Source organism: Jannaschia aquimarina (genome assembly GCF_000877395.1).
Lineage (GTDB): Bacteria > Pseudomonadota > Alphaproteobacteria > Rhodobacterales > Rhodobacteraceae > Jannaschia > Jannaschia aquimarina.
Genome location: NZ_JYFE01000048.1, coordinates 1 through 13,591 on the forward strand (window position 1 = coordinate 1; position 13,591 = coordinate 13,591).

A 13,591-nucleotide genomic window follows, 5' to 3' on the forward strand; every position below is an offset into this window, starting at 1 on the left:
GGGGGGGGGGGGGGGGGGGCGCGCCACGATCACGGATCGTGGCGGGTTCCGTTATTTTCCTGCTCGGACGATGTCGGCGAGATAGCGGCCGTATTCACTCTTCTCGACCAGCTTCGCGCGTTCCGCGAGAGCCTCCCGGTCGATCCAGCCAAGCTCGAACGCGACTTCATCCGGGGAACCTGCCAGCATCCCCTGCCGGGTCTGAAGCGTGCGGACAAAGTTGGCCGCGTCGAGAAGCGACCCATGGGTTCCTGTGTCGAGCCAGGCAAAGCCGCGCCCCATCAGCTCGACGCCGAGCGCACCGTCATGGAGGTAGCTTTCCAGCAGCGTCGTGATCTCCAGCTCGCCACGTGCGGACGGCTTCACGTCTCGCGCGCGCAAGGGCGCGGAGCCATCCAGAAAGTAGAGACCGGTGACCGCGTAGCTCGACGGCGGATCTTCCGGCTTTTCGACAAGGGCCCGGACTGTCCCGTCCTCCGCGAAATCGACGACGCCATATCGCTCCGGATCGGCGACGCGATAACCGAAGACCGTCCCCGCCGGCGCGTCGGGCGCCTCGGCGCGGGCCATCAACTGGGGCAGGCCGTGGCCGTAAAAGATGTTGTCCCCCAGCGTCATGGCGCTGGAGCGGCCATCGAGAAACCGTTCCGCCAGGAGGTAGGCCTGCGCCAATCCGTCGGGGCTGGGCTGAACGATATATTCGAGGTTCAGGCCCCATTGCGCGCCATCGCCAAGCGTCCGGATGAATTGCTCCTGCTCATGCGGAGTCGTGATGATCGCGATATCCCTGATCCGGGCCAGCATGAGGGTGGTCAGCGGATAGTAGATCATCGGCTTGTCGTAGAGAGGCAGGAGCTGCTTCGAGACACCCATGGTGATGGGATAAAGCCTGGTCCCAGATCCCCCGGCGAGAATGATGCCCTTGCGTCCGGTCATGTTGTCTCTCCGATCTGGGCCAGTACGGTGCGCAGGCCCGCCCGCCAGTCGGGGCGAGGCAGGCCGAACGCCGTCTCGGTCGACGTGCAGTCGAGGCGCGAGTTCAGCGGCCGCTTGGCGGGGGTCGGGAACGCTGTCGTCGGGATGGGATCCACGCGACATTCCAGGCCGGCCTGAGCAAAGATTTCGCGCGCGAAACCGGCCCAACTGACGTCCGGCGTCCCTGCGAAATGGTAGGTTCCGGTCGTGCCGGGATCCAATAGCAGATGTCGGGCAATCGCGACCGATGCCGCCGCCAGGTCGCGCGCGGGGGTCGGCCCGCCGATCTGATCGTCCACGACCCCGAGAACGCGCCTGTCCGCGCCGAGCCGCAGCATGCTCCGCACGAAGTTGGCGCCGGTCGGCCCGAAAACCCAAGACGTCCGCAGGATCACATGGGGTCCGCCAGCAGCTCGAACCCCTTCCTCGCCCGCAAGCTTGCTTCGGCCATAAGCATTCAGCGGGCCGGTGGCGGCGTCCGGTTGCCTCGGGGCATCGCCCGATCCATCGAAGACGTAATCCGTCGAGATCTGCACGAAGGGGATGCCCATCGCAGCGCAGGCACGAGCCATGGCCTCCGGCGCCTCTGCGTTGACGCGATAGGCCTCCGCCTCCGCGTCCTCGGCGCGGTCGACAGCCGTGAAGGCGGCGGCGTTCACCACAGCGTCCGGGCGGACCGCATGCAGGTGAGCGGCGCAGCCATCCGGATCGTTCAAGTCCATTGTCGCGCGCCCGGCCAAAGACACACTGTCGATCCGCCCCGCTTCCTGCGCGACCTGTCCCGACTGCCCCACGACCAGGATCATGCGTGCTTGCCGAGGCGTTCACCGACGCCCCGACGCTCCAAGAGGGGCCGCCACCACGCTTCGTGAGACAGATACCACGCCACGGTCCGCTCCAACCCTTCTTCCAGCGTCACAGAGGGGCGCCAGCCCAGTTCCGTTCGGATGCGGGACGGGTCGATCGCGTAGCGCGCATCGTGACCGGGTCGGTCGGATACGAAGGTGATCGCATCCGCATGCGATCCGCTGGGTCGCGGCGAAAGACGATCGAGGATCGAACAGATCGTCCGGACGAGATCCAGGTTCGACCGCTCGGCCTCGCCCCCGATGGCGTAGCTGCGCCCGGCCTTTCCAAGGGCCAGCACGGCAAGCAACGCCCGCGCATGGTCTTCGACGAACAACCAGTCACGGACGTTCGAGCCGTCTCCGTAGATCGGCAGTGGCTTGCCTGCGAGCGCGTTCAGGATGACGACCGGGATCAGCTTTTCCGGAAAGTGGAACGGCCCGTAATTGTTGGAACAGTTCGAAAGGACGACAGGCAGGCCATAGGTTTCGTGCCAGGCGCGGACGAGGTGGTCCGATGCGGCCTTGGACGCCGAATAAGGCGACCGCGGGTCATAGGGCGTGTCTTCGTGGAAGCGGCCCTCCGGGCCCAGCGACCCGAAGACCTCGTCAGTGGAGATGTGATGGAACCGGAACCCGTCGGGGCGGCCGATCCGCATCCAGTAAGCCCGGGCGGCTTCGAGCAGGTGGAAGGTACCGGTCACGTTCGTCTCGATGAAATCCCCCGGCCCGTCGATGGAGCGATCGACATGACTCTCGGCGGCCAGATGCATGACCGCATCGGGCGCATGGGTCGCAAAAGCGGTATCCAGCGCGGGCCGGTCTCGGATATCCGCATGGACGAAGGCGTAACCGGGATCGTCCGACACATCGGCCACGTTGCGCAGATCGGCCGCATAGGTCAGCGCGTCCAGGTTCACGACCGAATGCCCGGCACGGATCGCCGCCCGCACCACGGCCGACCCGATAAAGCCGGCGCCGCCGGTCACGAGGATCTTCACGAGCCTGCCATGACGAATGGTGTCTCGAAGCTCGAAAGCGGCGGCGCGGCGGCGTCGCGGGCATTGAGGACCGGCTCACCTTCGAGGCCCCAAGCGATGCCGCAACTGTCCCAGCTGACAGCCCCCTCGGCCTCCGGCGTGTAGAAGTCGGTGCACTTGTAGCAGATCTCGGTCATCGGTTCGCGGGTGACGAACCCGTGGGCGAACCCCGCGGGAATCCACAGCATCGCGCCGTTCTCGAAGCTGAGCTCAGCCCCCGTCCAGCGCCCGTAGGTCGGACTGTCGCGGCGCAGATCGACGGCCACGTCGAAGAGGCGACCCCGCCCGCACCGCACCAACTTGCCCTGCGCATGTGGCGGTATCTGGAAATGGAGCCCCCGAACCGTACCCACGCGATCGGAAAGCGAGTGGTTGTCCTGAACGAACTGGGCGTCGATCCCAAGATCAGACATCGTGCGCGCGTTCCACGTCTCGGCGAAGAAGCCGCGCGCGTCACCAAAGCGGCGCGGGTGCAGCAGCACGACCCCCGGCAGATCCGTCTCTTCGGCGCGCATGTCAGGCCCCCTCTCCCGACGGCATCCTCGCCGGGAGACGCGGGGCTGTCCAGCCGTTCAGCCCTCGGGGCAGCCAGAGCCGCGCAGCGCAGCAGCCAGCCCGCGCAGGGGCTCGCACTCGACGGAGGGCAGCAAGCGGCCATTCTCGTCGATAGGAGGCATCTCGGCCAGACCGGCATCGTAGCGTTGCCACAGCTCACCCCGCAGCCCGGTCTCCTGCAACAGGTTCTGCCGTTTGGCCTCGAAATAGTAGCCGCGCGCATACCATTGCACGGCTGTCGCCTCGTCCCCGCCCGACAGCATCCAGGCCCCGCGCATGTAGCGAAGCGAGTATTTCAGGCCCGTATCCGCGTCCAGAAGCTGCCTGGGAGGGCCTTCCATTCCCATGTTGCGCGCCGTCGCAGGCAGGATCTGCATGATCCCCCAATACGGACCGTTGCGGGCCGCGGGCCGATAATCACTTTCTCGTTGAATGATCCGGTGCACCAGCGTGCGCGGTAAGTCGTAATACTCGGCCCACTTGTTCACGAGCTGCCTGATCTCGGGGGTCTCTCCGGGATAGAGCGGCAGGGCCGGTTGCGGGCTTTCGGCCTCGGGGGCGGGCGCCGCACAGGCGGCCAGAGAAAACAGGATGGCGACGACTAGGGCGCGCATGGAACCTCCGTCAGGCGACTCGAACCGGGGGCGGGAGTAGCGCACTAGCGAAAGGGGAGGGAAGACCTCGGCTTGCTTTCGGCGGATCGGTGTTCCACCTCGGGACGATGGGACGCGCGCTCTACTGGATGCAGGCCACCGGGTTGCGGACGCTGCTGCGGGCCGTCGCGCCCCTGCCGCTCTCGACGCGGCAGGAAATCATCGCCCGGGCCGCTGCCGGTTTTGTCCGCGTCACGCCCGCGATGAAGCGCCGCGCAGAGCGGAATCTCGACCTCGTCTTCCCGGAGATGGGTCGCCTCGACCGCGATGCGCTGGTTTTCGAGGCCGCACGCAATGTCGGCCGGACGCTTACCGGGATCTGGTTCAACGCCGATCTCGCGCACGCCTGCGCCGATCTGCCGGCGACGGGACCCGGGCTGCAAGCCTTGCGTGATGCCAAGGCCGATGGTCGTCCCGCGATCATCGTGTCGGGTCATTTCGGCCAATGGGAGGCTCTGCGCCACATCCTCATGCGGGAAGGGCTTGAGACCGGGGCGCTCTACCGCCCAAACAACAACCCCTACTACGAACCGATTTTCCGTGCCGGGATCGAGCGGGGCGGAGCACCAATCATCCCCCGCGGGGCGCAGGGATTTCGCCAGATGCTGCGCCATCTGAAGGCAGGCGGATTCATGGCCTTGCTGCCGGACCAGAAGATGCGCGACGGCGAGGATCTGGACTTTCTCGGCCATCCCGCACGAACGCCGCTGGCCGCGGCAGAGCTTGCGCTGCGCTACGACGCGGTTCTCGTTCCCGCCTTCGCGCCATGGATCGACGGTCGGCCCGCGCCCGAATTCGAAATGCCGATCCCCCCATCAGACCCCCGCACGATGATGGCGGACTTCAACGCCCGCCTCGGATCGCGCGTCCGCCAACATCCGTCGCAATGGCACTGGTTCCATCGCCGCTGGAAGGTCTATCGCTGAGGGCCGGATTTCGATGCCCGGATACCACCGGAGCAGCCTTCGAACGCCTCGCAGACATTCACATGCAGCAACGACCTATCCCGAGGCCCCGTGACGCTTAGCCCCCTGCTGCGTATCTTCGGCTACAGAACGACGGGAAGCCAGACGGGGAGGTGCATGTCAGGCTGCGCCGCGCCCTCGCAATTCCTCCCAGAGAGAGCGGTACCGCTCTTCCTCCATCAACCGTGCGAACTGATCCCTGTGCCAGGCCACGCCAGTCCGGTGAGCGCGCCTGACGCCGCGGTCCGACATGAGCCGGGCGTGGACTTCCGCGAAGCCGGGCGCGCCTTGCACCAGCGAGTCGTCGCGTCCGCCCGACATGTTCCATTTGTCCCAGTACTCGCGGCCGAGATCTTCGTTGATGTGGTTCGCCCGGCCACGATTCTTCTTGAGGATGTAGGCTTCGAGCGACCTCAGCGGGTAGTGATGCATGTAGGCGGCGTCGCCGCATCCATCCCAGCGCATCGTCCAGGTCTTGCCCTTGTTCATCCGGTCGCTGATGTCCTCGCCGGATGGCGACTTCCAGACGATCCGCTGCTGCCATTCGTCCTTCACGCGGGGGCGATGTAGTCCCAGATGAAACATCGCCTCGGGCTTGCGAAAGAGCGTCTTCACATCCCGCATCCGACGGCCACCGCGGCGGGGAACCGGCTCGCAGGTCGTGAACTGCGCAGTGATCGGCCGGTCCTCGAAAGCCTCGACACCGCCTTGACCGAAGACCTTCCACGGAAAGCTGACAACGTCCGTCTCGGGCCCCAGATCGCGCAACAGGCCCTGCACCGTTCCATCACCCGAGCGGACATTGATGAACTCGTCCACATCCGCGATCAGCACCCATTCGGACTTCAGCCGTAGCGCATGATCTCGCGCCCATTTCAGCGCGGACTTGTGCGGCCCTCGCCGCAGCACGTTGTTGTGGGCATGGGTCACGGGCGCGACCTGACCAAGCGCCTGCAGCAACTCGTCCGTGCCATCATCGCAATCGTTGGTGAAGACGAGGAAATCGGTGAAGCCGATCGCCAGATGATGAGCGACCCATTCGACGATATACGGCGCCTCGTTCTTCATCGTCGAGACGACGAGGAACCTCGGCTCTTCGGGTCTGGGCGCAAGCTTCGGCCTGTCCGGAAGGCGCAGGGCCCAGAACTGGCCCGCTCGGGTCAGATCGGAGCCGGGCAAGCGCTCGGTCAGGTCCTGCAAGGCGACTGCGACGGGTCGACCGAGTTCAGGGGCCCACCGATATCCGCCTCCGGCGATCACGCCCCCCGGGCGAACGACGCGGACGGCTTCTTCGAGGTCGGCAAGAACCACGTCATAGTGCTTCTGTCCGTCGAGGAAGGCCCAGTCGAGCGAGCGATCGGACATCGCCGCAAGCGCCTCGGTCGAGGTCTTCCGAACGAACCTCGCCTGCGGAAACTCAGACTGCATCGCGGCCAGCGCGGCATCGTGGGTTGCCTGCTCGGCCGCGAAAGCCAACGCGCGGCGATCGCGCTCGGCATCCTCTGCCCAAGGGTCGACGAGAGTCAGCTCCGTGGGTGCGGCGACCTCCACGAGCCCACGCGTCCAATGTCCGTCATGGGCACCGAACTCGGCCCCTTGCGCATTCTTTGGGAGCAACTCGAAGATCGTGCGCGCATTCTCTCGCAACTTTGCCTTCCTTCAATTGCCCCTATTGACCTGACGGCCACCGGAGAAATCCAGCTGCCGATGGCGGATCACACACTCGACCGCATCGTGTGGCCGGGCAGAAAGGCGGGCGTCAGCTCCACCCTTCGATCCTCCTCGTCGGTCCAGGTCCAGGTCCCGGCGACGATCCGCCCCGCGATCCGCCCCGCCTCTCGGCGGCAGCTATCCACTGTCGCCAGTTTGCGCGGCAGACCATCCAGCAGGCTGAAGCCGTTGAACCCGGCCAGCCCCAGGTCGCGGCCGACCTCGATCCCCTTCTCGAGGCAATAGAGCAACCCGCCCGCGCCAGTCAGGTCGTTGGTGTAGTAGAGAAAGTCGAGGTCCGGCGTGCGCTCCAGCATGGCTGCCGTCATCTCGCGGCCCTTGGCGAAGCCGGACCAGCCCGCGTAATCGGCGCGGTCGACGATCACTACATTCGTCCCCCGCAACCCCTCCTCCAACCCCTCGATCCGCTTGCGCGCGCGATGATCGCCATCGACCTTCGTGCCCACGATCCCGACCCGCTTGTATCCGCGCGCGACGATCTCGCCTGCCATTTCGTAGCCCGCGCGGCGATGGCTGATCCCGACAGCCGCATCGACCGGGACGCCGTCGACATCCATCACCTCGACGACCGGCACGCCCGACCCGGCCATCATCGCGCGCGAGGCTTCGGTATGCTCCAGCCCGGCAATCACGATCCCGGACGGGCGCCACGAGAGCATCTCGAAAAGGGTCCGCTCCTCCTTGTCGAGATCGTATTCGGTGCTGCCGACGACAGGTTGCAGCGGCGTGCCGTCGAGGACTTCCTCCAGACCGGCAAGCATCTCGGGAAAGACGAGGTTCGACAGGCTGGGGACGATAACGCCGACCAGGTTCACCCGCTGCGAGGCGAGCGCGCCCGCGATCTTGTTCGGCACATATCCAAGGGCACGGGCGGCTGCCTGCACCTTCTCGCGTGTGGCATCGCTGACGTCGCCGCGGTCGCGCAAGACCCGGCTGACGGTCATCTCGCTGACGCCGGCGGCCTCCGAGACGTCGCGAAGGGTCAGCTGTGATCGGCGTGGGGCCAAGGCGGTCTCCGGTCGGGCTGCCCGTCGAGTTAGCGTGAACGCGACAGGAGGGACAAGCGGAACGGTGTGCGAAGTCCCGCGGGGTCAGGCCGCGCTCTGCAGGTCCGACTCCGCCTTTGCCGGGCGGGGCGCCATGTCGAACCGTGGATCGTCGGCCGGGAGGAACAGGACGTCGGACATCCGGGGCGCGCGCGTCAGCCCCGACAGGAAGCTGTGGGCCTCGAACCCGTGATCCGCCATGAAGCCGATCATGTCCGAGAACCGATAGCCGCCCGCGAACCGCTTCTTGATCGATACCTCGGCAATGACGAACTCGCAGCGTTTCAACGTCTCCGTTGCGCCCTTGAGAACTTCGATCTCGTGCCCTTCGGTATCGATCTTCAGGCCGAACGGGCCCGGGCGCCCCTGCGTTATCCGGTCCAGCGGCGTGACGAAGATCGGTCTGGGCGTCGCACTCGGAGGGCCGGCCCGCCGCGACGCCGAACTTCGCGCCAACCGGCCCGGCTCGACCAAGAGATCGAGCTGCCCGGGTGAGGCCCCCGCGGCCGTGAGGTGAAACTCGTAGCTGAGATGGGACCATTTCGCAGCGATGGCGGCTCCGCTTTCCTCGAGCGGGTCGACAAGGATGAAGTGACTGTCGGGAAACGCATCATAGAGAAACGGTGTGCCGTTCAGGACCCCGACATCGATGATCACCGGGGCCTGAAAGCCGTATTTGCGGAAGTATCGCGCGCTCATCTTGTCGGGAAGGGCCATGGTTAACTCATACGCTCCGTCACCGGCGAAATTTGGACCGGTCCGTGGCCATCCTTGGTCGAGGAGCCTTGCGATAACGTGAACTTCGCCGAGCTTCCGGGATGGTTCGTCGATGTGGACCTCCGCCCGGCGCTCTGCGCGCCCGGCCGGTCAGGCGAATTCCGGCTTTGCGAACGGCGGCGCGGACGTTAAGCCCGGCAAGGCAGGCCCGTCCTGCCGAGCGGCCCCGTGGCTCAACTGGATAGAGCAGCCCCCTCCTAAGGGGCAGGTTGCAGGTTCGAATCCTGCCGGGGTCGCCACTCGTCACGTATTATTCCGACTAGGAGTTACGTGCCTTTTCGGGGTTATATGCCATCGGATGCGCAGGACTTGCGTGCCATTGGACGGTCTTGGCAGGTTTTCAGCAGGTGCCGCAGCAAGCTGCGTGACCGCCCCCCCTCGGGTGGTCCGGATTAGATGTTAGGACAACATCGCCTCCTACGCCGTGGTTGGCGGGAGGCGCAGCGGAGCCGGACGGCGACCATGGCGCAGGTCGGCCCGGCGGGGCGACGGTCTCGGGCGCCGGGGGTCGATACCCGAGCGCCGAGTGCGGGCGCACGGTGTTGTAGTGTCGGCGCCATGCGCCGATCAGCACGCGGGCCTCGGCGAGGGCGTAGAAGACCTCCCGATCCAGCAACTCGTCGCGCAGCTTGCCGTTGAAGCTCTCGTTGTATCCGTTCTCCCCTGGGCTTCCGGGTTCGATGAAGGCCGTCTTCACGCCAAGGCGGCCGAGCCATTCGCGCACCGCCGTGGCCGTGAACTCGGGGCCGTTATCGGACCTGATGTGTTCGGGCGGGCCGCGCTCGACGAATAGGTCCGCCAGCACCGCCAGGACGTCGTCGGAGTTCAGCCGCCACGCGACGGGAAGTGCGAGGCACTCGCGGGTGTACTCATCGATCACCGTCAGCATCCTGATCCGTCGACCGTCATGCGTGCGATCCTGAACGAAGTCGCAGGACCAGACATGGTTCGGCCGCTCGGACCGAAGATGCATACATGAGCCGTCCGCGAGCCAGAGCCGCCCTCGCTTCGGCTTGCAGGCCGGGACCTTCAGGCCCTCGGCGCGCCAGATCCGCTCCACGCGCTTGCGGTTCACATGCCAGCCGGCGGCGCGCCGCAGCGCGGCCACGCGCCGATAGCCGTAGCGCCCATACTGGCTCGCCAGCGCGATGATGTCCGCCGTCAGCGCTTCCTCGTCGTCCCGGCCCCGCGGCGCCTTCCTCTGAGTGGATCGGTGCTAGCGCAGCACGCGACAGGCGCGCCGCTTGGACACGCCTACCGTTTTGCGCACGCGCTCGATCGCCAGCCGTCGGCGCGCGGGGCTCAATAGTTTCCCCGCGCCGCCTCCGTCAGGATCACCTTATCCAGCGTGAGATCGCTGACCGCCCGGCGCAGCCGCTGGTTCTCACGCTCGAGTGCCTTGAGCCGCCGCACCTGATCAACCTTCATGCCACCATACTCGCGCCGCCAACGATAGTAAGTCTGCTCAGTCACGCTGATCGCATTGGCCGCCTCGGCCGTCGTTGCACCCTTCGCCATCAGTACCTCCGCCTCGCGAAGCTTACCGATAATCTCTTCGGGTCCATGCCCCTTCTTGCCCATGATCCGCTCCTTCCAGGTCCAATCCGAACATAGTCAGCGGACCACTCAGAAGGGGGGAGGCCAAAGTCATGAAGCGGGCTTGGAACGATGAGGCGGAGACGTTCATGCAGAGCTACGGCGGCAGCCATGTCGATGCGAGCCTGCTCTTGCTACCGCTCTCTACGGATACCTGCCGGCCGATCACCCTCGCATGGACGGCACCTTGGCGGCGATCGAGGATCGCCTCGACGTCGACGGGCGGCTGCTTTGGTATGAGGAAGGAGGAAGCCGGCGACGGCTTCGAAGTAGGACAGGGCGCGTTCCTCCTCTGCTCGTTCTGGCACGTGGAAGTACTCGCGATGCGCGGGGAAACGGACCGCGCCATCGCCATCTTCGATCGGCTCCTGAGCCTTCGCAATGACCTTGGGCTGCTCGCCGAAGAATACGATCCGAGGGACGGACGACAGCTGGGGAACGTCCCACAGGCGTTCTCGCATGTCGGCATCGTCGGTGCGGCGGTCGCGCTTTCAAAGGACTGGTGACTGCTGGTAGCGCGCAGAGGCACACGAGGAAAAGGGGGAGCGGTGCATGGCACCGCTCCCCCTTTTCTGCTCGTCCTCGCCCGCTTTTCAGCGAGACGCTCTTACAATCAGCAACCTGGCTTGCGCATCGCAGACCTACCTTCCATCAAGTTGACGTTCGTCTAAAACTACCAGAACCCGTTGCAGGGTTCCATGCAACGTAAAACTCGTTCGAAGCTTGTCTATCCGCGGAGTGTCGCCTCAGCGTCTTCGAGCATTTCCTCGACGACACGGCCGCCATGTACGGTCACGAATCGAATTTTGTCCCTCATAATCATAGACTTGACCAGTTTCGCGGCGTCCTGCGCACGCTCTACTTCCTCGAAGAGTTCAAGGTGCGCTGCTCTCAGCGTGTCTGCCCAGATAGGCATTTCCGTTCCCTTCTTGAAGACTTCCTCCGCTAGCAAGTCGCAGTACCCGCGGAGCACTGACGTATCGATACCGTCCTTCGCCAGAACGGCGAGGTCGCCTCCCGCACGCAGGAAGCACAAGGAATACTCCAACAGATTGTTGACCGTATGAAGGCGATCATCTGTCGGTTCGTGGGAAGCAGCGTCCTCAAACTCCCGTGAAGGAGCAACCTTCCGATCCAAAAGAGGCTTCGTCGTACGTAGTGCCTTGAGGTAGTACTCTCGTTGCTCCGACCGGACGCTTTCCTCTGCACCCAGAGGGGCCTCCCTCAGTCGCAAATTCTCTGCCAGTTCCCAATACGCGAGACCGAGCTGACGCGGAATTCGAACTCTGAGGAAATGATCATCCTCAAGTTCTCCTTGAGGATGATTATCCAAGTTTCGGACAGCTTCCTTGAGCTTGATAACGGCGAGGTCTTCCTGACTTCCCTGCGCCATCATGACATTGGCCATCCGGTAACCGAGGATCGCATCATAACGATATGCCGGGTCTTGAGATAGCTGGCCATAGAGCTTGAGGGATAGCGCCATTTGCTCGGCTACATACGTCTCATCGTAGGCGGTATCATGAAGGCCACTGGCGACACGGCCTGCCCAATAATAAGCCAGCGCCGCTTCCATCATCAGGTAATACCGGCAATACGCCACAGCCTCACGGGAGAGCCCCTCTTCTGCCTTCACTGCTTTGACCAAGTCCAGAAGCTCAGTCCCGATCGCCGTGAACTCTGCCGGCAGCCCAGCTTTCGCCTCTACTCCCCCTTTGAAGAAGCTCGTAAAAGCTATCCGGATTTGATCAGCTACAGCACCCACCCTTTTCTGAAGCTGCCCCCTGAGTGGAAGCTGACTCAGTGTCTCAAGATGTACCGTTCCGGCAGAAACGTGCGTGGTCGATGACAGGCCAGCCGGATCTGCACGCATCATTTCTTGGCGAATGTCGTCGGCGATTGTCCCACATTCGTCAAGAAGCCGCTTGAGGCTTCCTAGACGCTTCGACGCGCTCTGAAAGTGTTCCCATTCCCTACTGCCCTTATCTGCGAGGTCGGCCTTGTATCGCAAGGAATGATCGATCTCGCCCCACACATCCTCCATGGAAGTACGTATCTGCACTTCCATGGGTATACGCCGATCATGGCGACTGTTGATCGGGTTTCGACACCAAACGACGATGTGGATTGACGAGTACTCGGTTTCCTTGCGCTCGACCTCCACCCCCAACACGTCCGATTCGGCTTTGACTGGCACGCCTTTCGTGTTGAATTGATCGATGATCATCGAGACGATCGGATCGTCCTCCTTTGCAGATGTATATATCTTGATCTCTTCGATCGCATCTTCAAGAACTGTTCCCGGAAAAATGGATAACTCCTGCATTTGCCCGGCTTCTATGAACTTTAGGAAGCGCGCGACCAGCAGGGGTAATTCAGCCTTATATAGCGTCAGCAAGCGGAGGCCTACGATGTCGCGGACATCGCCGGGGCCATAGTCAGGACGCTTGCTTCGTCGATCCATCACCTTTCTCGCAAGGCTTCGATGATCCTTTACCCGACACTTCGTGAGGTAAGCGGTCCCATCAATGCTCCGATCACCCATGATGAGCCCAGCAAGCACGCGATGCCTGACCTCCGCCGCGCCCGCCAAAGCGTTAACGCAGTCGAGTTCGAGCTTCATTTCGATGTCGCTGGTCATGACGAACCCTTGCGTCGGTCGGTACTTCGGCGGAGGGCCCGCATGCTGTGTAGCTTGGATACCGCCCCCCCCGAACGAGTCAATGGCTCGGACGTCCGCGTGCGCGAGGCCCGGTCCCGCGAACGAAGAGCCGATATCGCGGCGAGAATATAATGATGCGAGTAGGAAGACCCTAGGAGATGTCCGTCAACGGAGGCCGGAACTCAGATCGTGGGCGGCGGCACCTTGATCGCTCTTTGGCTTATGAAGTGCCAACTGGACGCGTTCGTCGTTTCCCGACCGTCGATGGTGAAGTCAACCGCGCGGTCCGATCCGAGGGTCAAGAGAACCCCTTGGTGGTCCGGCGGAAGAAGGATCTGACGCGTCTGACCTCCGCTATCCCTGAGTAATCCGACGCTGTGCGACACGCCGAAGGTCCCGTTCTCGTTTCCGCGGCGGATCAGTCCGTACGAGGAGAACGTCAGGACCGTGCAGCCCGGGTCGTCAGCGAGGGTACTCGCGTAGCGGGCCGGCCAACGCCCTTCCAGCTGGGGTCCATCCATGAGGAGCGAGAACACGAGGTTCGGACCGACGGAGCGGATGATCTCATGGCAAGGATCGTTTCTCGCAAGGTCCTCGCAGATGAGCGACGAGAATACGGCGTCCTTGCGGAACTGGAAGAAGTTGAGTTCGCGGCGCTCGATTTCGTGGCTTTCCCACCAGTCGACGTTCGGCCGCAGGGACGACGCCAAACCGTAGTTCGAGATCTGTGACCTATCGAGCATCCA

At 64.0% G+C, this 13,591-nt stretch carries 12 protein-coding genes, 1 tRNA gene and 1 pseudogene; 3 read left to right on the top strand and 11 right to left on the bottom strand.

Translation table 11 applies throughout. The annotated features are described in order from the left end of the window. Nucleotides 1–51: 51 nt before the first annotated feature. The 5 genes from rfbA to jaqu_RS13095 are packed head-to-tail and all read right to left on the bottom strand — an operon-like array spanning nucleotide 52 to nucleotide 4,029. Entirely contained in the window at nucleotides 52–936 is an 885-nt protein-coding gene (gene rfbA, locus jaqu_RS13075; protein ID WP_043919445.1) for a glucose-1-phosphate thymidylyltransferase RfbA, read from the bottom strand. Beyond that, complete coding sequence (gene rfbD / locus jaqu_RS13080; RefSeq protein WP_043919446.1) at nucleotides 933–1,781, bottom strand: dTDP-4-dehydrorhamnose reductase; 849 nt, start codon at nucleotides 1,779–1,781, stop codon at nucleotides 933–935. The genes rfbA and rfbD overlap by 4 nt, the downstream gene beginning before the upstream one ends. Beyond that, nucleotides 1,778–2,821 (bottom strand): dTDP-glucose 4,6-dehydratase, encoded by a 1,044-nt coding sequence (gene rfbB, locus jaqu_RS13085; protein ID WP_043919447.1) that lies wholly within the window; start codon nucleotides 2,819–2,821, stop codon nucleotides 1,778–1,780. Before rfbB ends, rfbD begins: the two co-directional genes overlap by 4 nt. Continuing rightward, complete coding sequence (rfbC, locus tag jaqu_RS13090) at nucleotides 2,818–3,375, bottom strand: dTDP-4-dehydrorhamnose 3,5-epimerase (protein ID WP_043919448.1); 558 nt, start codon at nucleotides 3,373–3,375, stop codon at nucleotides 2,818–2,820. Before rfbC ends, rfbB begins: the two co-directional genes overlap by 4 nt. Nucleotides 3,376–3,432: 57 nt before the next feature. Continuing rightward, nucleotides 3,433–4,029, bottom strand: a complete 597-nt coding sequence (locus jaqu_RS13095) for a lytic transglycosylase domain-containing protein (RefSeq protein WP_084629824.1) — start codon at nucleotides 4,027–4,029, stop codon at nucleotides 3,433–3,435. A gap of 89 nt (nucleotides 4,030–4,118) precedes the next feature. On the opposite strand from jaqu_RS13095, the gene jaqu_RS13100 reads away from it, so the two are divergent. After that, nucleotides 4,119–4,994, top strand: a complete 876-nt coding sequence (locus tag jaqu_RS13100; protein ID WP_161793869.1) for a lysophospholipid acyltransferase family protein — start codon at nucleotides 4,119–4,121, stop codon at nucleotides 4,992–4,994. 159 nt (nucleotides 4,995–5,153) lie between these two features. Here the strand turns inward: jaqu_RS13100 and jaqu_RS21120 are convergent, their stop codons facing one another. From jaqu_RS21120 to jaqu_RS13115, 3 genes are all read right to left on the bottom strand, one after another. Further along, complete coding sequence (locus jaqu_RS21120) at nucleotides 5,154–6,680, bottom strand: glycosyltransferase family 2 protein (protein WP_084629825.1); 1,527 nt, start codon at nucleotides 6,678–6,680, stop codon at nucleotides 5,154–5,156. A gap of 68 nt (nucleotides 6,681–6,748) precedes the next feature. After that, nucleotides 6,749–7,771 carry a LacI family DNA-binding transcriptional regulator gene (locus jaqu_RS13110; RefSeq protein WP_043919449.1) on the bottom strand — a complete coding sequence of 341 codons (1,023 nt, stop codon included), beginning with the start codon at nucleotides 7,769–7,771 and terminating at the stop codon, nucleotides 6,749–6,751. Nucleotides 7,772–7,855: 84 nt separating this feature from the next. Continuing rightward, a complete protein-coding gene (locus tag jaqu_RS13115) occupies nucleotides 7,856–8,527 on the bottom strand; it encodes an FkbM family methyltransferase (RefSeq protein ID WP_043919450.1) in 672 nt (223 codons plus the stop codon). A gap of 222 nt (nucleotides 8,528–8,749) precedes the next feature. Here jaqu_RS13115 and jaqu_RS13120 point away from each other — a divergent pair. Then, nucleotides 8,750–8,826 (top strand) — tRNA-Arg (locus jaqu_RS13120). A gap of 101 nt (nucleotides 8,827–8,927) precedes the next feature. Here jaqu_RS13120 and jaqu_RS21125 read toward each other — a convergent pair. Beyond that, nucleotides 8,928–10,168: pseudogene (locus tag jaqu_RS21125) on the bottom strand (IS3 family transposase). 68 nt (nucleotides 10,169–10,236) lie between these two features. Between jaqu_RS21125 and jaqu_RS13135 the strand changes: the two are divergent. Then, on the top strand, nucleotides 10,237–10,689 hold the full coding sequence (locus tag jaqu_RS13135; protein WP_043919452.1) for a glycoside hydrolase family 15 protein: 453 nt from the start codon (nucleotides 10,237–10,239) through the stop codon (nucleotides 10,687–10,689). A 221-nt stretch (nucleotides 10,690–10,910) separates the two neighbouring features. Here the strand turns inward: jaqu_RS13135 and jaqu_RS13140 are convergent, their stop codons facing one another. Together jaqu_RS13140 and jaqu_RS13145 are read right to left on the bottom strand one after the other, a co-directional pair. Continuing rightward, nucleotides 10,911–12,824 (bottom strand): nucleotidyltransferase family protein, encoded by a 1,914-nt coding sequence (locus jaqu_RS13140; RefSeq protein ID WP_043919453.1) that lies wholly within the window; start codon nucleotides 12,822–12,824, stop codon nucleotides 10,911–10,913. A gap of 203 nt (nucleotides 12,825–13,027) precedes the next feature. After that, on the bottom strand, nucleotides 13,028–13,588 hold the full coding sequence (locus jaqu_RS13145) for a hypothetical protein (RefSeq protein ID WP_043919454.1): 561 nt from the start codon (nucleotides 13,586–13,588) through the stop codon (nucleotides 13,028–13,030). Between the last annotated feature and the right edge of the window lie 3 nt (nucleotides 13,589–13,591).

Coding starts and splice junctions, on each gene's coding strand:
- rfbD (WP_043919446.1), bottom strand. CDS start 1,781: ATGATCCTGGTCGTGGGGCAGTCGGGACAGGTCGCGCAGGAAGCGGGG.
- jaqu_RS13140 (WP_043919453.1), bottom strand. CDS start 12,824: ATGACCAGCGACATCGAAATGAAGCTCGAACTCGACTGCGTTAACGCT.
- rfbA (WP_043919445.1), bottom strand. CDS start 936: ATGACCGGACGCAAGGGCATCATTCTCGCCGGGGGATCTGGGACCAGG.
- jaqu_RS13145 (WP_043919454.1), bottom strand. CDS start 13,588: ATGCTCGATAGGTCACAGATCTCGAACTACGGTTTGGCGTCGTCCCTG.
- rfbC (WP_043919448.1), bottom strand. CDS start 3,375: ATGCGCGCCGAAGAGACGGATCTGCCGGGGGTCGTGCTGCTGCACCCG.
- jaqu_RS13095 (WP_084629824.1), bottom strand. CDS start 4,029: ATGCGCGCCCTAGTCGTCGCCATCCTGTTTTCTCTGGCCGCCTGTGCG.
- jaqu_RS13115 (WP_043919450.1), bottom strand. CDS start 8,527: ATGGCCCTTCCCGACAAGATGAGCGCGCGATACTTCCGCAAATACGGC.
- jaqu_RS13135 (WP_043919452.1), top strand. CDS start 10,237: ATGAAGCGGGCTTGGAACGATGAGGCGGAGACGTTCATGCAGAGCTAC.